This window comes from Thermoanaerobacterium xylanolyticum LX-11 (assembly GCF_000189775.2).
GTDB lineage: Bacteria > Bacillota > Thermoanaerobacteria > Thermoanaerobacterales > Thermoanaerobacteraceae > Thermoanaerobacterium > Thermoanaerobacterium thermosulfurigenes.
In genome coordinates this window covers 1368271-1390713 of record NC_015555.1, presented here as the reverse complement: position 1 = coordinate 1390713, position 22443 = coordinate 1368271, and the positions used below count along the sequence as shown (strand labels likewise).

General features: G+C 32.7%; 27 protein-coding genes. All 27 read left to right on the top strand.

Annotated features, from left to right (window positions below; genetic code table 11):
* Positions 1-11 precede the first annotated feature (11 nt).
* From fliG to THEXY_RS06680, 27 genes are read left to right on the top strand one after another with little or no spacing between them, the layout of a single operon-like run.
* Positions 12-1028 carry a flagellar motor switch protein FliG gene (gene fliG / locus THEXY_RS06810; RefSeq protein WP_013788105.1) on the top strand — a complete coding sequence of 339 codons (1017 nt, stop codon included), beginning with the start codon at positions 12-14 and terminating at the stop codon, positions 1026-1028.
* Positions 1021-1788: a FliH/SctL family protein gene (locus THEXY_RS06805; RefSeq protein ID WP_013788104.1), complete on the top strand. Its 768-nt coding sequence runs from the start codon at positions 1021-1023 to the stop codon at positions 1786-1788. Before fliG ends, THEXY_RS06805 begins: the two co-directional genes overlap by 8 nt.
* Positions 1778-3094, top strand: coding sequence for a flagellar protein export ATPase FliI (fliI, locus tag THEXY_RS06800; protein ID WP_013788103.1), 1317 nt, complete (start codon positions 1778-1780; stop codon positions 3092-3094). The genes THEXY_RS06805 and fliI overlap by 11 nt, the downstream gene beginning before the upstream one ends.
* Before the next feature lie 4 nt (positions 3095-3098).
* The gene (fliJ, locus tag THEXY_RS06795; protein ID WP_013788102.1) at positions 3099-3551 is read left to right on the top strand and encodes a flagellar export protein FliJ; all 453 of its coding nucleotides are present in this window, start codon (positions 3099-3101) and stop codon (positions 3549-3551) included.
* A 3-nt stretch (positions 3552-3554) separates the two neighbouring features.
* Entirely contained in the window at positions 3555-4136 is a 582-nt protein-coding gene (locus THEXY_RS06790) for a MotE family protein (RefSeq protein ID WP_013788101.1), read from the top strand.
* 15 nt (positions 4137-4151) lie between these two features.
* Positions 4152-5459 carry a flagellar hook-length control protein FliK gene (locus tag THEXY_RS06785; RefSeq protein ID WP_013788100.1) on the top strand — a complete coding sequence of 436 codons (1308 nt, stop codon included), beginning with the start codon at positions 4152-4154 and terminating at the stop codon, positions 5457-5459.
* 13 nt (positions 5460-5472) lie between these two features.
* Positions 5473-5877, top strand: a complete 405-nt coding sequence (gene flgD, locus THEXY_RS06780) for a flagellar hook assembly protein FlgD (protein ID WP_013788099.1) — start codon at positions 5473-5475, stop codon at positions 5875-5877.
* A 27-nt stretch (positions 5878-5904) separates the two neighbouring features.
* Positions 5905-7179, top strand: coding sequence for a flagellar hook protein FlgE (locus THEXY_RS06775; protein WP_013788098.1), 1275 nt, complete (start codon positions 5905-5907; stop codon positions 7177-7179).
* 37 nt (positions 7180-7216) lie between these two features.
* Positions 7217-7402 carry a flagellar FlbD family protein gene (locus THEXY_RS06770; RefSeq protein ID WP_013788097.1) on the top strand — a complete coding sequence of 62 codons (186 nt, stop codon included), beginning with the start codon at positions 7217-7219 and terminating at the stop codon, positions 7400-7402.
* A 58-nt stretch (positions 7403-7460) separates the two neighbouring features.
* Entirely contained in the window at positions 7461-7859 is a 399-nt protein-coding gene (locus tag THEXY_RS06765; RefSeq protein WP_013788096.1) for a flagellar basal body-associated FliL family protein, read from the top strand.
* 14 nt (positions 7860-7873) lie between these two features.
* Entirely contained in the window at positions 7874-8863 is a 990-nt protein-coding gene (fliM, locus tag THEXY_RS06760; protein WP_013788095.1) for a flagellar motor switch protein FliM, read from the top strand.
* Positions 8856-9974, top strand: a complete 1119-nt coding sequence (gene fliY, locus THEXY_RS06755; protein WP_013788094.1) for a flagellar motor switch phosphatase FliY — start codon at positions 8856-8858, stop codon at positions 9972-9974. The genes fliM and fliY overlap by 8 nt, the downstream gene beginning before the upstream one ends.
* A gap of 18 nt (positions 9975-9992) precedes the next feature.
* Positions 9993-10352: a response regulator gene (locus THEXY_RS06750; RefSeq protein WP_013788093.1), complete on the top strand. Its 360-nt coding sequence runs from the start codon at positions 9993-9995 to the stop codon at positions 10350-10352.
* A gap of 9 nt (positions 10353-10361) precedes the next feature.
* The gene (locus THEXY_RS06745) at positions 10362-10745 is read left to right on the top strand and encodes a flagellar biosynthetic protein FliO (RefSeq protein WP_013788092.1); all 384 of its coding nucleotides are present in this window, start codon (positions 10362-10364) and stop codon (positions 10743-10745) included.
* Positions 10723-11472, top strand: coding sequence for a flagellar type III secretion system pore protein FliP (gene fliP, locus THEXY_RS06740; RefSeq protein WP_013788091.1), 750 nt, complete (start codon positions 10723-10725; stop codon positions 11470-11472). The genes THEXY_RS06745 and fliP overlap by 23 nt, the downstream gene beginning before the upstream one ends.
* A gap of 15 nt (positions 11473-11487) precedes the next feature.
* Positions 11488-11757, top strand: a complete 270-nt coding sequence (gene fliQ, locus THEXY_RS06735) for a flagellar biosynthesis protein FliQ (protein ID WP_013788090.1) — start codon at positions 11488-11490, stop codon at positions 11755-11757.
* A gap of 5 nt (positions 11758-11762) precedes the next feature.
* Positions 11763-12545 (top strand): flagellar biosynthetic protein FliR, encoded by a 783-nt coding sequence (gene fliR / locus THEXY_RS12550; RefSeq protein ID WP_013788089.1) that lies wholly within the window; start codon positions 11763-11765, stop codon positions 12543-12545.
* A gap of 6 nt (positions 12546-12551) precedes the next feature.
* A complete protein-coding gene (flhB, locus tag THEXY_RS12545; protein ID WP_013788088.1) occupies positions 12552-13625 on the top strand; it encodes a flagellar biosynthesis protein FlhB in 1074 nt (357 codons plus the stop codon).
* Positions 13626-13635: 10 nt separating this feature from the next.
* A complete protein-coding gene (flhA, locus tag THEXY_RS06720) occupies positions 13636-15657 on the top strand; it encodes a flagellar biosynthesis protein FlhA (protein ID WP_013788087.1) in 2022 nt (673 codons plus the stop codon).
* Positions 15647-16660 carry a flagellar biosynthesis protein FlhF gene (locus THEXY_RS06715; protein ID WP_013788086.1) on the top strand — a complete coding sequence of 338 codons (1014 nt, stop codon included), beginning with the start codon at positions 15647-15649 and terminating at the stop codon, positions 16658-16660. The genes flhA and THEXY_RS06715 overlap by 11 nt, the downstream gene beginning before the upstream one ends.
* Before the next feature lies 1 nt (position 16661).
* A complete protein-coding gene (locus THEXY_RS06710; RefSeq protein ID WP_013788085.1) occupies positions 16662-17519 on the top strand; it encodes a MinD/ParA family ATP-binding protein in 858 nt (285 codons plus the stop codon).
* Positions 17512-18141 (top strand): flagellar brake protein, encoded by a 630-nt coding sequence (locus THEXY_RS06705; protein ID WP_013788084.1) that lies wholly within the window; start codon positions 17512-17514, stop codon positions 18139-18141. The genes THEXY_RS06710 and THEXY_RS06705 overlap by 8 nt, the downstream gene beginning before the upstream one ends.
* 22 nt (positions 18142-18163) lie before the next feature.
* Positions 18164-20125, top strand: coding sequence for a chemotaxis protein CheA (locus THEXY_RS06700; RefSeq protein WP_013788083.1), 1962 nt, complete (start codon positions 18164-18166; stop codon positions 20123-20125).
* A 21-nt stretch (positions 20126-20146) separates the two neighbouring features.
* The gene (locus THEXY_RS06695; RefSeq protein ID WP_013788082.1) at positions 20147-20581 is read left to right on the top strand and encodes a chemotaxis protein CheW; all 435 of its coding nucleotides are present in this window, start codon (positions 20147-20149) and stop codon (positions 20579-20581) included.
* Positions 20578-21192 (top strand): chemotaxis protein CheC, encoded by a 615-nt coding sequence (locus THEXY_RS06690; RefSeq protein WP_013788081.1) that lies wholly within the window; start codon positions 20578-20580, stop codon positions 21190-21192. The genes THEXY_RS06695 and THEXY_RS06690 overlap by 4 nt, the downstream gene beginning before the upstream one ends.
* A complete protein-coding gene (locus tag THEXY_RS06685; protein ID WP_013788080.1) occupies positions 21185-21673 on the top strand; it encodes a chemotaxis protein CheD in 489 nt (162 codons plus the stop codon). The genes THEXY_RS06690 and THEXY_RS06685 overlap by 8 nt, the downstream gene beginning before the upstream one ends.
* A 22-nt stretch (positions 21674-21695) precedes the next feature.
* Positions 21696-22436, top strand: a complete 741-nt coding sequence (locus tag THEXY_RS06680; RefSeq protein ID WP_013788079.1) for a sigma-70 family RNA polymerase sigma factor — start codon at positions 21696-21698, stop codon at positions 22434-22436.
* Positions 22437-22443: the final 7 nt, after the last annotated feature.

The following is a 22443-nucleotide window of genomic DNA, read 5'->3' as shown; positions in this document are numbered from 1 at the left end:
AATGGATGGTGATGTCTACATTGGCGAAAAGTACATTATCAGGCAAACAAAAGAGTGCAATGCTTTTAATAGCTTTAGGACCTTCGACAGCAGCACAAATTTACAAACATTTAAAGGAAGAAGAAATAGAGCAATTGACATTGGAAATAGCTAATATAAGAAATATATCTCCTGAGGAGAAAGAAAAAATACTGGACGATTTTTATAATATGTGTATTGCACAAGAGTACATAATTGAAGGTGGCATCGATTATGCAAAAGAAATTTTGGAGAAAGCTCTCGGCTCTCAGCAAGCTTTAGAGATAATAAATAAGCTTACGTCCACACTCAAAGTAAGACCTTTTGACTTTGTAAGGCGGGCAGATCCATCTCAAATATTGAGCTTTATTCAAAATGAACATCCTCAAACAATAGCGATGATATTATCGTATTTAAAGCCACAACAAGCAGGAGTTATATTGTCATCGTTACCTGAAGAGATACAGTCGGATGTTGCAATGAGAATTGCAAAAATGGAAGCCACATCGCCAGAGATTGTGAAAGAGGTTGAACGCATACTGGAAAAGAAACTATCTTCTTTGGTGACTCAAGATTACACGTCTACAGGAGGTATACAGACGATTGTAGATATTTTAAATGCAGTCGATAGATCTACAGAGAAGAATATCATTGATACACTGGAGACAAAAGATATAGAGCTTGTAGAAGAAATAAAGAAACGCATGTTTGTATTTGAAGATATTATAACATTGGATAACCGCTCTATACAAAGGGTTTTAAGAGAAGTAGACAATCACGATATTGCCCTTGCGCTTAAAGGCTCTAATGAAGAAGTACAAAGAGTTATTTACAGCAACATGTCCAAGAGGTTGGCGGATATGATTAAAGAAGATATTCAATACATGGGTCCTGTAAGGTTAAAAGATGTTGAAGAAGCACAACAAAAAGTTGTCAATATTATAAGAAGGTTAGAGGAAGCAGGCGAGATAGTCATATCCAGAGGTGGAGGTGATGAAATAATTGTATAGAATACTTAAAAATGAGGATTGTGTAAATTCAGCTCCTGTGACTATTGAAAAACCTCGTTTAGAAAAAGTGAATGAGCTTACTAATAATAAACTTGATATGGATGATTCTTTCAAATATTTGGAATTTAAAAAGAGACTTGAGAAGATAAGCATTATCCAAAATGAAATTATTAAAACTGCTAAAGATGAGGCAGAAAATCTTATAAAGAAGGCAAAAGAAATAGCTGAAGAGATAAAGGAAAATGCTAAGAGAGATGGGTACAAAGAAGGATATGAAAGAGGCTATGTTGATGGCTTGAATAAAGGGCTTGAAGATGGTAAAGGCGAAACTTACGGATTATTAGCTGAGGCAAGAGAGATTAAAGAAATGATTGCAGACGAAAAGCGAAATCTTCATAAGGAGATTGAAAGTGATATTGTTTCAACTGTAATTTACTGCGTAAAGAAAATAATTGATCTTAATATCGAAGAAAATAAAGATTTAGTGATTAATCTCGTCAAGAAAGGTTTAGAAAATTATGAAGCATCTAATGTCGTGACTGTTAGAGTTAGTGACGAAGATTATGAGTTTTTAACTAAAAACAAGGACAAGTTATTGAAAAGTTTGAATTTTATTGATGACGTAAATATTGTAAGGGATATTTCCCTCGATAAGTACGATTGCATTGTACAGACGCCATCAGGGATGATTGATTGTGGATTGAAAACCCAAATAGAAAGTATTAGAGAAGCATTAAAAGGTGTTTTAAATGAGCAATAGTAATTTTGTTGATAGGTGCAAAGCTATATTGCAAGACAAAAATTTTATCAAGTATTACGGCAAGGTAAGCCAAGTTGTTGGCTTAACAATTGAAAGCGTAGGCCCAATATCTAATATTGGCGATGTCTGTGAAATAAGATCAATAAATGGCACTACTGTATATGCAGAAGTAATGGGATTCAAAGATGATAAAGTCTATTTGATGCCTTTAGGAGATATGGATGGCATAGGTCCAGGTAATAGCGTTGTATCTACAGGGCAAAAATTAAAAATTGGCGTAGGAAAAGAATTGTTGGGAAGAGTTATTGATGCCTTAGGCAATCCGATTGATGGAAAAGGTGCAATAAAATGCAAAAAATTAGTCAGTACTAACAATACACCTCCGAATCCGATTGAAAGAAAGAGAATAAGTGAAGTGATGACTTTAGGTATAAAAGCCATAGATGGTTTGCTTACTTGTGGTAAAGGTCAGAGAATAGGAATCTTTGCAGGCAGTGGTGTTGGGAAAAGTACTTTACTTGGAATGATAGCCAGAAATGCTAAATCTGATATTAACGTTATCGCACTAATAGGTGAAAGAGGAAGGGAGGTTAATGAATTTATTGAGAAGGACTTAGGAGAAGACGGATTAAAAAGATCTATATTGGTGGTGTCTACGTCTGATACTCCTGCATTGATGAGAGTAAAAGGGGCTATGGCGGCTACGTCTATTGCAGAATATTTCAGGGATCAGGGCTTAGATGTATTGCTTATGATGGATTCTGTAACTAGGTTTGCTATGGCTCAGAGAGAGATTGGATTATCAATAGGCGAAGCACCTGTTTCAAGAGGTTATACTCCGTCAGTTTTTTCGGTTCTTCCAAAGCTATTAGAAAGAGCCGGCTCTTCAAAACATGGCTCAATAACGGCTTTGTATACAGTTTTAGTAGATGGCGACGATTTAAATGAGCCAATAACAGACGCAGTAAGAGGTATATTGGATGGGCACATCGTTTTATCGCGAAAGCTGGCAAATAAAGGTCAATATCCTGCCATAGATGTTTTATCAAGCATCAGCAGGGTTATGAATGACATTGTCACTGATGAACATAAAAATTTATCGTTGCGGTTTAAAAACATATTGTCTGTTTATGAAGAATCTGAAGATTTAATAAATATTGGCGCTTATGCAAAGGGCAGCAATCCTAAAATAGATGAGGCTATACTACTTCATGATGACATGATAAATTACATAAAGCAATCGACAAATGAAAAATATGACTTTGACGATGAAATAAATATGCTAAAAAATATATTGAACAGGTGATAATGTGAAAAAATTCAGGTACACTTTGGAGACAGTTTTAAATATAAAGGAACAAAAGCAAAAGATAGAAAAGGAAAAAATGGCAATTTTGATTTCAAAATACGAAGTTCAAAAAAATAAATTAATAGAAATTTTAAATAAAATAGAAAAAATGACGAAGGAAAATGAAGAAAATAAGGTTTTAGGCATTTCAGCAATGAATTTAAGACAATTTAATTTGTACATAGAATCCCTTTACGAGAAATACAACCAGCAAAAAGCCACTCTAAAAGAGATAGAAGAAGAAATCGAAAAAGAGAGGCAAAATCTGATGGAAGTTAGCAAAGAAAAGGAAGCACTGGAAAGTTTGAAAGAAAAGAAATATGAAGAGTATAAGTATCAAACGTTGATAGAACAAAATTTGATGATCGATGAACAGATATCGTACAAAACAGCCAGGTCTACTTTAGGAGGTTAATTGATGGAAAAAGAAGAGTCCATAAACGGAAGAAGGCCATTGCGATTGTTTATAGGTATATTCATTGCATTATTTGTAGTTTTATTAGTTAGCTTGCTGTTTTATTTTAATATCGGTGGAATTAGCAATCATACCTTGAAGATTTTAAGCAATGTACCTGTGTTAAAAGGTTTAATTCAAGTCAAACCCACGACTAATCACGCAGATGAAATAAAAAAATTAAATGAAGAGCTTAGCATAAAGCAAAAAGAATTGCAAAGCGTTCAATCTGCCTTGAGTGATAAAGAAAAAACTATTGAAGATTTGCAGTCACAGCTTCAAAAACAGCAAGATGAGATAAATAGTTTAAAAGCGCAGTCAAACACAAAAAAAACTGATTTAAAGACATTAGCTACGTATTATGAAAGCATGGATCCTCAAAATGCCGCTAATATATTGAATCAAATAACGGACAACAATGTTTTAATAGGCATTTTAAGTAACATGAATAAAGATAATGCATCTAAGATACTTGAACAGTTGGATCCTAAGAAAGCAGCAGATATAACCAAGATACTTTACGCAAATGCTTCCAGTTCACCATAGAGAGGAGATGATAGAGTGGTGCAGGTAATGAACATATTAAGTAGTTTTGTGCAGGTAAAAAATGATGATAAAACGCTGAACAAAAAAGTTTCAGATTTCAAAGACATTATCAAAAATATCAAAAATAGTGCAAGCAAAAGAGATGGAAAAAGCATCGATGGAAGTACACCTTTAGACGACAAACAAATATCAGATATGATAGCAATGATTTTAAATTTAATAAATAACAGCTTTCATTTAAATCTATCAGCAAGCCAAGATAATTTGGAATCTCTTAAAGAAAGCATATTAAATCAGTTAGATAATATAATTGCAAGTCAAAATGGGACTAAAATAAATTTAAGCAAATTGGTAGAAATTATTATAAAAACTTTGAATGATAAGTACAACTTAAAGATTGACGCTAATGATGTTTTGAATGCATTAAAAAATGTTGATTTAACTAAACTTAAATCTGACGTTATTATGTTGGATGCTAATAGCATAACTAAAGATGATGTAATGAATGAGTCAAATCAGAGTTCAAGTGATGTTGATGTACAAAAACAGTTGACAACCATTAATGACAATGGAAATGCAAGATCCAGTACAAATGCATATGATTCTAAAATGGTCGTCGATACAAAAGTAGAAGTTAAAAATGGCAATTTATCACAAAATGAAAGTCAAAGTCAAAATGATAATTTAAATGGAACTCAAAAGGATGCTAACTTTGAAATAAGTAATAAAATATTGTCTAAAAAATCAGATAATACATCTCAGCAAATAAATGACGGTACATTAGTGGAGACAAAGAGTGACAATTTGATTGCTTTTAATGCTGTTCAAAGCAAACAAGTAGCGGCTTTAGAAGGTAATATAGATTCTAAAAACAACGTACAGATAAATGATATAATCGATCAAATTGTTAAAAACGTCAATATAACTAAAACAGATACAGAGTCAAATATAAAAATTCAGCTTAAGCCGGATTTTTTAGGAAATTTAGAAATCAACATAAAATCTGTAGATGGAAGTTTGACTGCTAACATTTTAACTGATAATGAAAAAGTGAAACATCAGATTGAGGCGAATTTAAACATATTAAATAATCAGCTTGAATCAAAGGGAATAAAAATAGATAGTTTCAATGTTTCAATAGATAGAAATATGCAATTTGCATCTCAGTACAGTGGACAAGAGGATAGCAGCCAAAGATATAAAAGTCCTAACAATAGCAAAGTGCATATTAATTATGAAGATTATGATGACGCGGATTTTCAAACGCAAACTTATTCAAGATTAAATAGCATATCCAACGATCATGTAGATGTGGTTGTTTGAAGGAGGTGATATGATGGCAATAAATACGAATTATGATAATAGCTATATGAATACATATACTGATGGCACTAAAGTTACCAATCCAAATTCTGAATTAGGCAAAGATCAATTTTTGCAATTGCTTGTTACTCAATTGGAGAACCAAGATCCTTTAAATCCGATGGATGACAAAGAGTTTATAGCTCAAATGGCACAATTTTCAGCATTAGAGCAAATGCAAAATTTAAATGAAAGCTTTAGTGCTGTTAAAGCTTATAGTTTATTAGGAAAGACGGTTACGGCAAGTGTAGATTCAAATGGTTCCAGTTCCACTGTCACGGGGAAAGTTGATTCAGTGAAATTTGATGGTAGCAACTTGTATTTAGAAATCAATGGAAGTGATGTGTCATTGGATTCTGTAACTTCTGTATCCGATTAATTAAAATGGTTTTAAGGAGGAAAGATCATGTTAAGGTCGATGTATTCAGCGGTTTCAGGACTTAAAGCAAATCAAGCCGAGATGGATGTAATAGGCAACAACATTGCTAATGTAAATACTGTAGGATTTAAAGCAAGTAGAATGACATTTAAAGAAATATTTAACCAAACAATAAAAGGAGCATCAGCACCGCAAGACAATGGCGGTGGTACAAACCCTCAACAAATTGGATTAGGTGTCGCTATAGCATCTATTGATACACTGTTTTCAAATGGTGGTTCTCAGAGAACTGACAATCCAACAGATTTGTCTATAGATGGCAACGGCTTTTTTATAGTGAACAATGGTGGTGCAAATTTATATACAAGAGCTGGGAATTTTTCCTTTGACTCAAATGGCGATCTTGTAACACCTGATGGTTACAAGGTGATGGGGTGGATATCCCAAGATGGGAAAACAGTAAACACAGATACTGGTAATTTATCGCCGATAAGCATCAAGAATTGGTCAAGTACATCACCAGCTTCTACTAAAACGATCCAGTTAGGTGGCAATCTCGATGCAGGTACAAGTGTCGGAAGCTCAGTTAGCTATAATGTTACCATCTATGATTCACAAGGTGGAAGCCATGTTGCCACAATTCAATTTACTAAGCAAGACAATGCTGGAAATTGGAATGCTACAATAACAAATTTTGATGGCACTAACTTGTCCACACCTGTCACAATAGGGACAATTACATTCGATTCAAGTGGTGTAATACAGCAGCCGGCTCCACCAGCTTCTCCTGTAGGGATATTTACAGTAGGCGTATCATCACTTCCAATAACTAATACAAATGCTACATTGGGAGATGGAACAAATATTACTGTAGATCTTTCTAAGCTTACCATGTATTCAAATCCCACAGATATAAGAGAATTAAGCAAAGATGGTAATTCTGCAGGCTCGATTGAAAGCATAAATATTGATCAGTACGGTGTTGTAAGTGGCATATACTCAAATGGCAGAACCCAAGTGATCGGGCAAATAGCATTGGCTGATTTCCAAAACACCCAGGGGTTAGAGAAAGTAGGAAATACAATGTTTATAAATACAGTCAATTCTGGAGATCCAATGATAGGCGCTGCAAACACTGGGACAAGAGGTACCATAGATCCAGGAACACTTGAAATGTCAAACGTGGATCTTGCAAATGAATTTGCTAACATGATTACAACTCAAAGAGGTTTTGAAGCAAATGCAAAGGTAATAACTACATCTGATGAAATATTGCAAGATTTAGTAAACTTAATAAGATAGTTTAATTTATTTTTAGTATGTTAAGAGGGATTAATAAGTGATAAGCGTTACAAAGCTAAATGGAGATGAATTCATCGTCAATGCCGATATGATAGAATTTATTGAGGAGACGCCGGACACTGTTATAAGCTTGATTAGCGGAAAAAAAGTTGTGGTGAAAGAAAAAAAAGGTGATATTATAAGAAAAGTCATAGAGTATAAACGCAAAATTATGTCAAGTTAAATTTTTGCATTTAGAAGAGGCTTAAAATCATTTTTTTAAATATAGCAGAGGTGTTGTCATGAAAAATAACATCATAATAATAATTTTATTAGTAGTTATCATAGCTTTTGGAAGTGCATTTTTCTTTTTTAATTACAACTCAAAACCAGCTAAAATTGTTTATTATAATTATTCTCCTGGCAGCGAGTTTATTACAAACTTAAAAGGAGACGATAAGTTTATCAAGGCTGGCATTGAGTTAGAGGTTACCGATAAAAATGTATTAAAAGAATTAAGCGATCAAAATCCGAAAATAAGAGATGCAATAATTCAAATTTTAAGAAATGAAACTGCTCAAGATTTAGAAGGTTCTGAAGGACAAGCTAAGCTGCAGAATCAGATAAAGAGTCAAATCAATAAAATATTAGGAGCCGATAAGATAACGAATGTTTATTTTGATGATTTCATAGTTCAATAAGGGAGGAGAGTTCTATGGCTGACATACTGTCACAAAGCGAAATCGATGAATTATTAAAAGCAATGAATTCAGGAGAATTTGATGTAAAAGAGATAGAAGAAAATCAGCAGGAAGCAAAAGTTAAACCTTATGACTTTCGTAGACCTAATAAATTTTCAAAGGAACAATTAAGAACTCTCCAAATGATATTTGAAAATATGTCGAGAAGTTTTACGACGTTTTTATCTGGTTATTTAAGGACATTAGTTCAAGTATCAATAGTGTCTGTGGAACAGATAACATATTATGAGTTTAGCAATTCATTGACAAATCCAGTATTCATAGCCGTTATTGATGCAAAGCCGCTGGAAGGACCTATTATACTTGAGTGCAACAATAATACAACATTTACAATAATAGATAAAATATTGGGTGGTATTGGTGCATCTGAAACTGTGCAAAGAGATTATACTGAAATTGAGATGGGGCTTTTAACGAGAATAACAACGCAATTGTTGCCACTGATAAAAGATGCATGGAGCAATGTCATAGAGCTCAACCCAGAGATAACGAGAATAGAGACCAATTCTCAATTTACGCAAGTAATTTCTCCTAATGAAACTGTAGCATTGTGTACAATGTCTTTGAAGATAAATGATAATGAAGGGTTGATAAATTTTTGCCTGCCACATATAACGATTGTTCCTATACTGCCGTTGCTTACTACAAAGACATGGTTCTCTAACGCAGAAAAGCAGACGTATGACATAGGAATAATTAAAGATAAAATATCTAATACATATGTTCCTTTAAAAGTTGTCATAGGCACATCAAAGATAACGGTTAGAGATTTGTTAAGCTTTGATAAAGGCGATGTAATTGAGATAAATAAACGGTATAAAGATCCTATTGAAGTAAAGATAAATGATGAAACAAAGTTTTTAGGTGTTCCAGGGATTAGAAACAAGAAATACTGCGTTCAAATAACTGAGATTTGCAGCGAAGGAGATGATGCGGATGAGTGATATTTTATCACAAGATGAAATTAATGCATTATTAAGCGGTATGTCTGGCATAGAAAATAGCAAAAGCGATGTAATTCTAACTGAAGAAGAACAAGATGTTTTAGGTGAGATAGGAAATATTAGCTTTGGAACTTCTGCAACAACTTTGTTTACGCTTCTCAGAAACAAAGTAACTATAACAACGCCTAAAGTCAGCATTGTTAACTGGGAAAGCTTAAAGAAAGAATTCAATATACCATACGTTGCTGTTGAAGTAGAGTATACAGAAGGCATTAAAGGTAACAATCTTTTAATTTTAAAGGAGCAAGATGTACTTCGCATCACTGATTTAATGATGGGTGGTGATGGGAATGTCACTGAAGGAGAGATAACAGAACTTCATTTGAGTGCTATTGGAGAAGCAATGAATCAGATGATTGGTTCTGCATCGACTTCGCTGTCTACACTCATTGGCGAAAGCATAAATATTTCGCCGCCAAAAGCTTTTATCGTGGATTTTAACAAAGGATTGCCAGGAGACATCTCGTTTCCTGAAGGAGATATAGTCAAGGTTGCATTTAAGATGGTAGTTGGAGATATAATTGACAGTGAAATCATGCAATTGATTCCTATTTCATTTGCTAAAAAGCTTGTTGAACAGGTGATGTCAAAAAATGTAGAAAATTCTCCAAAAGGTTCTTTTCAAGATGTTAATGATGATGATATAATAAATACTGGTACTGCAGGAATAAAGAATGATTTCAATGAAGAAATTAGACATGAAGAGCAAATAAGCCAGCCAAAAAGTAGAAAGGTCGATGTGAAGCCGGTCGTCTTTAAAGAGCTTGACGCTGATGAACAGACAGTTTCAGAAAAAGAAAATATAAATCTTATTATGGATATTCCACTAACTGTCACTGTTGAGTTGGGACGTACAAGAAAATTAATAAAAGATATATTAGAACTTAATGAAGGCTCTATAATTGAGCTTGACAAATTAGCTGGCGAGCCTGTAGATATATTGGTCAATGGGAAATTTATTGCGAAAGGCGAAGTAGTAGTAATAGATGAGAATTTCGGCGTCAGAATACTTGATATAGTAAAACAAAGCAAAAGAATAAATTCATTATAATACGAGGAGGATTTGGTCATGAGCAAAATAATGATTGTAGATGATGCAGCTTTTATGAGGATGATGATAAAAGATATAATAACTAAAAACAATCTTGGTACTGTGATTGAAGCAGAAGATGGATCTGTAGCCGTAGAAAAGTACAATCAAGAGAAACCTGATTTAGTGCTTATGGATATTACAATGCCAGAAATGGATGGCATCCAAGCTGTAAAACAAATAGTTAAAAAGGATCCGAATGCAAAAGTAGTCATGTGTTCAGCTATGGGACAGCAAGCAATGGTTATAGAAGCAATACAGGCAGGTGCAAAAGATTTTATAGTAAAGCCGTTTCAACCAGATAGAGTTATAGAAGCCGTCAAGAAAATGTTGAAATGAGGAATTTGGATGTCCAGCGATAACCTGTTTATTGAAGCTGTAGCATTTCTTTTGATATTTATTTTAGTCGTGTTTTTAGCTTATTATGTAACTTTGTTTTTAAATAAAAAAGCGTTCAATATATACAAAGGAGAAAATTTTGAAATTATAGATCATCTAGCTTTAGGCAAGGATAAAAACTTGTATATAATTAAAGTTTGCAATGAATACATGCTTTTTAGTGCTACAAGTGATTCTATTATTTACATAAAAACTTTAGACGAAAAAGACTTAAAAATAAAAGATAAAAGTTTTAACTTTGGGCAAAGTTTAAATATTTCATTAAACAATTTAAAGAGATTGTCAATTAAAAATCTGGGTGGTAATGAACATGATAAAGATAAAAAAATTTAGCTGGCTGGTGCTTGTATTGCCAATTTTATTGACACAAAATGCATATGCAGCTCCAAATAATGCTTCATCTTTAATAACGGTCAATGCTCCATCGACTTCTAATGAAGTCGCATCAAGCATCCAAATAGTTCTTCTTTTAACTGTATTGACATTAGCGCCATCAATACTTATAATGATGACTTCTTTTACGAGGATAATTGTTGTTTTGTCGTTTTTAAGAAATGCCTTAGGTCTACAGCAAATGCCTCCAAATCAAGTTTTGATTGGTCTGGCTTTGTTTTTGACGTTTTTTATAATGGCACCAGTTGGTTCACAAATAAATAAAGATTCTATTCAGCCATATATGCAAGGAAAAATAACGCCACAAGAAGCTTATGTTAAGGCAAGAGATCCACTAAAGAACTTTATGCTTAAGCAGACCAGGAAAAATGACTTAAATTTGTTTATCAATTTGTCAAAGTTAAAAGTAAAAAGTGTAAATGATGTTCCTTTGCGAGTAGTCATACCGTCATTCATAATAAGTGAACTAAAAACGGCGTTTGAAATTGGATTTATCATATACATACCGTTCTTAATCATAGACATGGTTGTTGCCAGTGTATTGATGTCAATGGGGATGTTCATGTTGCCACCTGTACTTATATCCTTGCCATTTAAACTTTTGCTTTTCATACTGGTGGATGGATGGAATATTTTGGCTAAGTCTTTAGTAATTGGTTTTAGATAAGGGAGGGATTAATATATGGATCCGGGATTAGTTCTTGATATAGGCAGAGAAGCATTAATGGTGACCATGATGGTTTCTGCGCCACTTCTAATTATATCATTGCTTGTAGGATTAATAATAAGTATTTTTCAGGCCACAACACAAATTCAAGAGCAGACGTTGACATTTGTGCCGAAAATTTTAGCAATATTTGCATCTATTATATTGTTTGGTCCATGGATGCTTACGGTACTTATTAATTATACTCAAAAATTAATATTAAATATTAACAGTTTTATCAGGTAGATAATATGGAGTTAAGTTATTATATTTTAAACAATGTACAGTACTTTTTAATAGTATTTGTTAGAATGCTGGGAATCTTTATATTGACACCGCTTTTTGGGACTAAGACATTGCCTTCCACGTTTAAAATAGGACTTGCTTTTTTTACATCAATAATGATTTTTGAATTAGTAAATGTGAAAATTGATGCAAATAATTTATATCAATACGTTGAAATTGTTTTTAATGAGTTTTTGATTGGCTTATTGATTGGTTTGTCTTCTATGATTTCATTTAGCGCTATATATTTGGCTGGACAAATAATAGATTACCAATTGGGCTTTAGCATTGTCAATGTCTTGGCGGCTGGTGAAGAAACACAGGTGCCTTTAATTGGAAATTTTGTATATATACTTACATTATTATTGTTTTTACTTATAGACGGTCATCACAAGCTTTTTCAGTTGCTTTTTCAAAGTTATAGTATGATACCTGTAGGCACGCCATTTTTACATTTAGAAAGCATTAATACAGTCATTACAAAGATTGTATCGGATATGTTTGTTTTAGGATTTAGAATAAGCGCACCGATTGTTGTGTCAACTTTGCTTACAGATATAACTTTAAGCATAATATCAAGGACAATACCACAATTAAATGTATTTATGATAGGTATGCCTATAAAAATATTCGTTGGCATTTTTACATTGTTTATTATGCTGCCAATGTATTTAGCGGTTATTGACGTCTTGTTTAATGGAATGTACTCAGATATATTTGCGCTTTTTAAATCAATTGTCAAAGGATGACAGGAATTGAAGCTACAAATTTTTGCAGGTGAAAAAACAGAACCGGCAACACCCAAGAGAAGGCAAGACGCAAGGAAAAAAGGACAAGTATTTCAAAGTAGAGAAGTTACTTCAGCACTTGTAACAATAGCAGGTTTTCTCGTCATATATTTTACAGTGCAAAATAGCATTGCTGAAATCATGAATTTAATCAAATTCCTTTTTTTAAATTATGGTGGTGCCAGCGATAATGTATTTACGATTAATGGCATATACAAGTTGTTTGAGATGGTGTTTTCTGTTTTTATAAAACTGATTTTGCCAACCATTGCAACGGTATTTATAATAGCTCTTATATCAACTTATGCGCAAGTTGGATTTGTGTTTACTTTAGAGACTTTGAATTTTAAATTAGAAAGATTAAATCCTCTTGATGGTTTAAAAAGGATGTTTTCTAAAAGGAGTTTATTAGAACTTGTAAAGTCAATCATTAAAATTAGCATATTGGCGTACGTAATGTATTCATTTTTGATAGGTCAGTATAAGGGTATTCCACAACTTTTAGATATGTCTGTGCAAGATCTTATTAAATATAACATGAACATATTTGCTGGCATATTGTTGAGGATCTCTTTAGTATTGGTGGTTTTAGGAGCAATAGATTACGTATATCAGTGGAGAGAATATGAATCAAATCTTAGAATGAGTAAAGAAGACATCAAAGAGGAATTTAAGGAAACTGAAGGCAATCCTCAAATAAAATCAGAAATTAGAAAGAAACAAAGGCAGATTTCCATGAGAAGGATGATGCAAAACATAAAAAAAGCCGATGTTGTCATAACGAACCCTACACACATTGCAGTAGCTTTAATGTATGATAACGAAATTAATGATGCACCTGTTGTCGTAGCAAAAGGACAAGATTATATAGCTCAGAAAATAAAAGAAGAAGCAATTAAGTATTCGATTGCGATTGTTGAGAATAAACCATTGGCTCAATCTTTGTATAAAACAACGGAAATCGGTGATAGCATACCGCCTGAATTGTATAAAGCAGTTGCAGAGGTTTTGGCTTATGTATATAGTTTGAGGGGAGAATAGGAGGGATATATTGAAATTTTCAGATTTAATTGCAGCAATATTTGTCGTAGGAATTGTTTTAATAATAATCATTCCTGTTCCATCTATATTATTGGATTTTTTGCTTATTTTAAATATATCGCTATCCATCATAATACTGCTTACGACAATGTATGTTAAGGATGCTATGGATTTTTCTGTTTTTCCATCAATATTGCTTATAACGACTTTGATGAGATTATCTCTTAATATTTCTTCTACTCGTTTGATTTTGACGTCTGGATTTGCAGGCAATGTGATTCATGCATTTGGAAGTTTTGTCATTGGCAATAACCCCATAGTAGGATTTATAGTGTTTATTATAATTGCAATTGTACAATTCATTGTAATAACAAAAGGTGCTGAAAGAGTGTCCGAAGTTTCCGCAAGATTTACTCTTGACGCAATGCCAGGCAAACAAATGTCAATTGATGCAGATTTAAATGCTGGAATAATAAACGACAAAGAAGCAAAAGAAAGAAGAAAGAAAATTCAGGAAGAAGCAAAGTTTTTTGGTTCAATGGATGGCGCAAGTAAATTTGTAAAGGGAGATGCCATCGTTGGAATCATAATCATGATAATAAATATAATTGCGGGATTAATCATTGGAATGACTATTAAAGGCATGGATATAAATCAAGCCATAAATACTTATACGATTTTGACTGTTGGTGATGGATTGGTAAGTCAGATTCCAGCTCTTTTAATATCGACAGCCACTGGTATCATAGTCACAAGGACCGCATCAGAGTCCAATATGGGCAACGATGTGATAATGCAGCTTATAAAAGAGCCAAGGGTTTTACAAATGACAGGTATTTTGCTTATTCTGATGGCATTTGTTCCTATGCTTCCTGCCATTCCATTGCTTATAATAGGTTCATTGTTTACATATTTGGGATTTTCAAACAGGAAGAAAAATTTAACAAATGATGAAGTTAAAAAAGATGACTTAAAAGAATTGGAAGAAATTAGAGATCCTAAAAGAGCTTACGATTTATTGCAATTGGATCCGATTGAACTGGAATTTGGATACGAGTTGATTCCAATTGCCAGCAGTGAATTATTAGACAGAATTGTAATGATTAGAAGGCAAATTGCTTTGGATTTAGGTTTAGTCGTACCTATGGTAAGGTTGAGAGATAATATTCAGCTTAAACCAAACGAGTACATAATCAAAATAAGAGGCAACGAAGTAGGGAAAGGCGATGTGTATGTAAATAAATATTTGTGTATGCAAGTTGGCGAAATAAGCAGCGATATAAAGGGTATAAGCACGAGAGAACCGGCTTTTGGATTGCCTGCTTTATGGATTGACGATAGCGAAAAACAAAAAGCTGAAATGTTGGGATGTACAGTAGTCGATGTTCCATCTGTCATTTCTACACATCTTACAAATATCATAAAGAGGCACTCAGACGAACTTTTAGGAAGGCAGGAGGTTAAAGAGCTTTTAGATAATATAAAGCTGTCAAATCCAGCTTTGGTTGAAGAAATTGTGCCAAAATTACTAAGCTTAGGCGATATTGAGAAGGTTTTGTGTAACTTGTTAAGAGAGGAAATTTCGATTAGAGATATGGTAACTATTTTGGAAACTTTAGCTGATTATGCGCCAACTACGAAAGATACCGATGTTTTAACAGAGTATGTAAGACAATCATTAAAAAGAGCTATAACAAACAAGTATGCTAAAGACGGTAAACTCCAAGTGATAACATTGGATCCGGAGGTTGAGAGGTCAATACAAAACGCTATAAATCAGACTGAACATGGATCGTATTTAGCGCTTCCGCCTGATTCAATGCAAAAAATATTGAAGGCTGTACATAACATCATAAAAAAGATTACGATTAAGGGCGAACAGCCAATTATACTTACAGCACCAATTATACGATTCTATTTGCGAAAATTAATCGAGCAAATTTCGAAAGATATAGTCGTTTTATCGTACAATGAACTTTTGCCTAATGTAGAGGTATTTTCTGTAGGGACGGTGAAACTAAGTGAAAGTTAAGCGATATATTGCAGATAATTATCAAGATGCTTTAAAACTTATTAAAGCTGAAATGGGTAGCGATGCGGTAATATTGCAACAGAGCAGTTACAAAGAAAGAGGATTGAGAGGCCTATTTAAAAAGAAAAAAGTTGAAGTTGTAGCTGCAGTAGAAGAAAACAAAATTGATGAAAGAGATCTGTTTATTAAAGATTTGTATGAAATCAAGTCGCTTCTAAGAGAGTTTAAACATAATGAAATAAAGGATGAAAGTAAAAAAGATCTGGCCTATGAACTTGTTTCAAGAGGCGTTGATGATAAATTGTCGAAAATTCTGACTGATGGTATAAATGAGGTTTCGGATAGCAATTTAGAGACATTGCAAAAGAGAATTGTAAATTTTATTGGTCCTCCAAAGAAAATAACCGGCTTGAACGAGAAAAAACGTGCTGTTTTTATTGGACCTACAGGTGTCGGTAAAACGACGACGATTGCAAAAATTGCTTCTAATCTAATTTTGAGGGAAAAGAAAAAAGTATTGTTAATAACTGCGGATATATTTAGAATTGCTGGCGCAGAACAATTAAAAATTTATGGTGAGATTTTAGGTGTACCTGTAATGGTAGTTAACAATATTTTTGATTTAAATCGATTGGAAGGTGAAATAAGCAAATACGATGTGGTTTTGATTGATACTGCTGGAAGAAGTCATACTGATTCTAAGAAAATGCAGGAATTAAAAACCTTTTTGCAGTATGGTACCTATGACGAAGTTTATCTTTGCCTAAGCGCAGCTACAAAAAACAGCGATATTAAAAAAATTATAAAATCGTACGACTTTATAGATGAGTACAATCTTCTTTTTACTAAGTTAGATGAGACAGATAATTATAGTGTTATTTTAAATTCAATATACTACTCAAAAAAGTCTGTATCATACGTAACAGATGGTCAGATGGTACCTGATGATATTAGTTTAGCTGATAGTAAAATGATTGCACAAAATATTTTAAAGGGGAATTAACATGGATCAGGCGGAGAGGCTTAGGTATCTATTTCAACAAAACAATGCAAAAAGATGCAGAGTCATAACCGTTACAGGTGGAAAAGGAGGAACTGGGAAAACATGCATTTCTGTTAATCTATCTATAGCGCTAAAAAAGATTGGGTATAAAGTTTTAATTGTTGATGCTGATATAGGGTTTTCTAATGCAGAGATAGAGTTAGGTGTTGTGTCAAATTATACATTGTACGATGTGCTGTATGGGAACAAAAAGATCGTTGATGTCATAAATGATGGACCTGTTGGGGTGAAATTTATTTCAACAGGAGGAAATTTTGATTTAGTAAATGGCAATATAGATCTAAATGTATTTTTTAACAATATTAAAATATTAGATAATTACTTCGACTATATAATTGTTGATACTGGAGCTGGAATTAATAAAACGGTAAAAAGTTTTATAGATATGTCAGATGATGTGATAATTGTAACCACACCAGAGCCAACTGCCATAATGGATGCTTACATACTTATTAAAACAATTAATGACTTAAGCGATAAAAATTTGTATTTAATAGTTAATAAAGTTGCTAATCAAAGCGAATATGTTTCTGTTTATGAAAGGCTTAACAATGCACTTATTAACTTTTTGGGCGCTTCAATAATTAATCTTGGTTTTGTACATGAAGATGCCAAAATAAGCGAATGTATAAAAATGCAAATTCCTATTGTGCTAAAGTATCAGTATAGTAAGCCTTCAAAAGATATCGCGAAAATTGCCGAAGTCCTTACAAATTATAAGACGGATAAAAAGAAAGAAGGGCTTCTCGGAATATTTAGAAAAATGTTTTTGAATGGTGGAGGCATTAATAATGGTTAACATAAAGCCAGGGCAAAAGATCGAAATAAGTATTGGCAAAAGTAGCAACAAATATGTGTCAAAAGTTGACGATGTATCTGCAGATGGTACATTGCTTGTGGAAACACCGATACATAATGGACACTTTGTTCCAATAAGGATTGGTTCAAAAGTTAATGTCATCTTTTTTAACAAGGATGGATTATTTACTTTTGATGGAATAGTCATAAATAGATTTTTCGGCAATTTGTCGTTTATACAATTAAAAAGGGTAACTGATATAGAGAAGTTGCAAAGAAGACAATTTTTTAGATTAGAAAAAATAATGGAATTTAAGTATAAGCTACATGAAGATGATGAGACTTTCGAGAAAGGTGTCATAAAGGATATAAGTGGTGGTGGCTTTAGGGCAAAGGTTAAGAAAAAAGTAGACGTAGGGACAGAAATAATTTGTTATGTTAAGCTAAGTGATGAAACTGATGAATTGGTCCAAAAATGTAAAGTGGTAAGGTGTAACTATTTTGATGATGGATATGAAATAGCCGCTCAATATGTCGATATACAAGATAGAGTAAGAGAAAAGATAATATCATTTATTTTTAAAGAGCAAAGACGATTAAAAAGACAGCAGATAAACTTTTAAATGTAAAAAGGAGGAAAATAGAATGGATACAAATCAATACTTAGAGATATTTTTGGAGGAATCTGAAGAACACATTGAGAGCTTAAATGAAAATCTTCTTCAGCTTGAAAAAAATCCTGAAGATTCACATATTGTAGATGAAATATTTAGATCCGCCCATACCCTAAAGGGAATGGCAGCCACAATGGGCTTTGAAAACATGACAAAATTAACTCATAAGATGGAAGATGTTTTTCAAGAAATTAGAAATAATTCATTGAAAGTTTCCAGCAATTTAATGGATGTATTGTTTAAATGCATGGATGCTTTAAGTTCTATGATTGGAAAAATATCTCAAAGTGGTGATGATGCGTATGACATTGACAATTTGCTTAAATTGTTGGAAAATGGCAATTCAAATGAGGAAATTTACGTAACCAATAATAGTGAAGAATCCAAAGCTTATACCAGCAATGAAGTGAATTTGTACGAGAAAGATATAATTGAGAAAGCAGCATCTCAAGGTTATAAAACGTATAGTATTGAAGTAGTTATTGATAAAAATTGCGTGATGAAGTCTGCAAGAGCTTTTATAGTATTTAATACATTGGATAATTTAGGCGATATTATAGATTCTAAGCCTTCAGTAGAAGATATAGAAGATGAAAAATTTGACGATAGATTTACCGTTCATTTGATTAGCAAACATGATAAAGACTTTGTAAAGTCAAAATTAACTGCAATATCAGAAATACAGGAAATAAATATCGAAGAAATATTGTATTCCAAAGAAATAAAAGATAATAAGAATTTCGAAAAGACGGTTAATACAAATAACGATGATCAAATAAAACATAATAAGACAAATAAAAGCGTTAGAGTAGATATTGAGAGATTAGACAATTTGATGAATTTAGTAAGCGAATTAATAATAATAAAAACACGGTTAGAAGGATTGGAATCAAGCGAAAAAAATCCTGACACTATTGCAACGATTGAGTATCTCGAGAGAATAACTACAAATCTTCATGATGCTGTGATGAAGGTAAGAATGGTACCAGTGGAAAGAGTTTTCAACCGTTTCCCAAGAATGGTAAGGGATTTATCTCGAGAGCTTAATAAAAAAATCACATTAAATATGTTTGGACAGGATACTGAAGTTGACAGGACTGTAATAGATGAAATAGGTGATCCATTAGTACATTTAATAAGAAATTCTATAGATCATGGTGTAGAAACACCTGAATTAAGAATGAGAAAGGGTAAACCAGAGACTGGCATTATAAATCTTAAGGCGTATCATGAAGGAAATAATGTAATAATTGAAGTAAGTGACGATGGTTCTGGTATTAACTTTGAAAAGGTGAAAAAGAAAGCTTATGAAAAAGGTATGCTATCCGATGAGGAAGCTAATGAGTTGTCAAACGAAAAATTAATAAGATTGTTATTTGAACCTGGATTCAGCACTTCTGACAAGATATCTGATATATCAGGTAGAGGGGTAGGACTTGATGTAGTTAAAAACAAAATAGAATCTTTGAACGGTTCTATAGAAGTCAAAACAGAAAAAGATAAGGGAACAAAGTTTATAATAAAATTGCCATTGACTTTGGCTATAATTCAGGCATTGTTAGTGATGGTTGGAAACGAAAAGTACGCATTCCCATTAAATTCAATATCGGAAATTGTAAACAAAAATAAGAATGAAGTGCATTTAGTACAGGGTAAGGAAGTTGTCATGTACAGAGGAAAAGTAATTCCATTGATAAGATTGCACAATATTTTAGATGTTGAGTCTAATGAAGATAATGATGAGTTTATATGTGTGATTATAAAAAAAGGTGACAATTTGGCTGCATGTAGTGTTGATGAACTTATAGGGCAGCAGGAAATAGTAATAAAACCATTAGGTAAATATTTAAGTAATGTAAAAATAATTGCTGGTGCAACAATATTGGGAGATGGGCAAGTAGCTTTAATAATAGATTCTAATAATTTATTTTAAAAGAAGAAGGAGGCGTTGCATATGAGTATGTTTGTCGTGACTAAATTAGGCGGTGAAGAATACGGAATAGAAATAGATAAAGTACAATCCATTGAAAAAATTACTAAGATAACAAGAGTTCCAAAAGCGCCTTCATTTGTAAAAGGTGTCATAAATTTGAGAGGCGAGATAATTCCTGTCATTTCAATTAGAATGTTGTTAAAATTAGACGAAGTCAATTATGACGACGATACAAGAATAGTCATCATAAAGAATAACGATATTGTAATAGGAATTATTGTAGATAATGCTAATGAAGTTGTAGAAATAAATGATGAAAGTATAGATTCGATAGATGTTAACAGTAATTTATACAAAAAGGAAAGTTTTATTGGGCGAATAGGAAAGGTAGGAAACAGGATATTGATGCTTTTTGATATAGACAAATTGACTACTCAGCAGGAAGTGAAGATATGAATATAAATAAGATAAATGAGACATACATCGATGTACTTAAAGAGCTTGGAAATATAGGCTCAGGAAACGCTATAACAGCTTTAGCATCTTTGATAGGCAAAAAAATAGATATGAAAATCCCTACTGTACGACTGATGGAATTAAACGAAGTACAGGATATATTTGGACTTGCCGACACTATTATTGTGGGAATATATTTTGATCTTGAAGGAAGTGTGAATGGCAATATTTTATTTTCTTTAGATATTGAAAGTGCTTCTTATTTGATTCAATATTTGATGGGAGTCAATGTTGGCGATGAATTTACAGAAATCGAAAAATCAGCATTAGAAGAAATAGGCAATATTATGGCAGGGAGTTATGTGTCTTCGCTGTCTACATTGACAAATTTGGACATGAAAATATCACCTCCTGCAATCAGCATTGATATGGCAGGTGCTATATTAAGTGTTCCTGCGATTAAATTTAGTGAATTATCTGATAAAATTTTGTTTATTGAGACAGAGTTTTTTGAAGGAAATAAATTAATAAAAGGCGATTTCTTTCTTATACCTGATATAGAATCATTTGATAAAATACTTAACGCACTTGGAGTTGAATTAGATGGATAATTTTACATTTAGAGTAGGAATGGCCGATGCAAGAGTTGCAAAGTGTCCAAGCAAATTGGTTACAGTCGGTCTTGGGTCATGTGTGGGTATTGTCCTATATGACAAAGTAAGTAAAATATCTGGGCTTGTCCACATTATGTTGCCATATAGCGATCAAAGTAAAAACAACTCAAATAAACTTAAATTTGCCGATACAGGTATCACAGCATTGATAGATATGATGTTAGAGTTAGGTGCTGACAGAAAGTACATAATAAGTAAAATAGCAGGTGGCGCTCAAATGTTTGCAACAAAGGCAAACTTGGATATTATGAATATAGGTGCCCGCAATGTAATTGCTACTAAAGAAGTTTTATCGTCTTTAAACATACCATTGGTTTCAGAAGATACAGGTGGTAATTATGGTCGTACAATTGAATTTGACTGCGAAAGTGGCAAGCTGTTAATTAAAACAATCGGACATGGTGTAAAATTTATTTAGGGTAGGAAAGGAATGTTTAAAAATGTCTCTACTCGAACAAGACTTATGGGATAAATATGAAAAGCAAAAAGACGGAAGTTCCAAGGAAGACATCATAATCAAATATATGCCACTTGTTAAGCATATAGTCAAGAGAATTTGCTTGTCAGAATTAAGCAAAGAAGATACTGATGATCTTATAAGCCAAGGAATGATTGGGTTAATCGATGCAGTTAATAAATATGATGTTTCAAAGGGTGTAAAGTTTGAGACATATGCGTCGATAAGAATAAAGGGAGAGATAATTGATTATTTAAGAAAAAAAGACTGGATTCCGAGAAGTCTAAAAAAACGATATAAAAGCATTGAAAAAACAATTGAACAATTAGAACAGGAATACAAAAGAGAACCTACTATTGAAGAAATTATGGAGGCAACAAAGTTATCAAAAAATGACGTTTTAAAGACTTTAAGTTATATGAATGCGGGTTACATAAGTTCTTTAGATGAAGTGATTGAGAACAATTTGAAAATTACTTCAATTACAGACAACGAAGTTACAAATCCTGAAAATGAAGTAATGATGTTTGACTTGAAGCAGAATATTTCTAAGGCTATTGATACGCTACAGGAAAAAGAAAGATTGATTATTTCATTGTATTACTATGAGGATTTGAACTATAAAGAAATTAGTAAAATAATGGGATTGACGGAATCTAGAATATCACAAATTCATTCAAAAGCCATAAAAAAGTTAAAGGAAAAGCTAAGTGACTTGCTGTAACTAATAA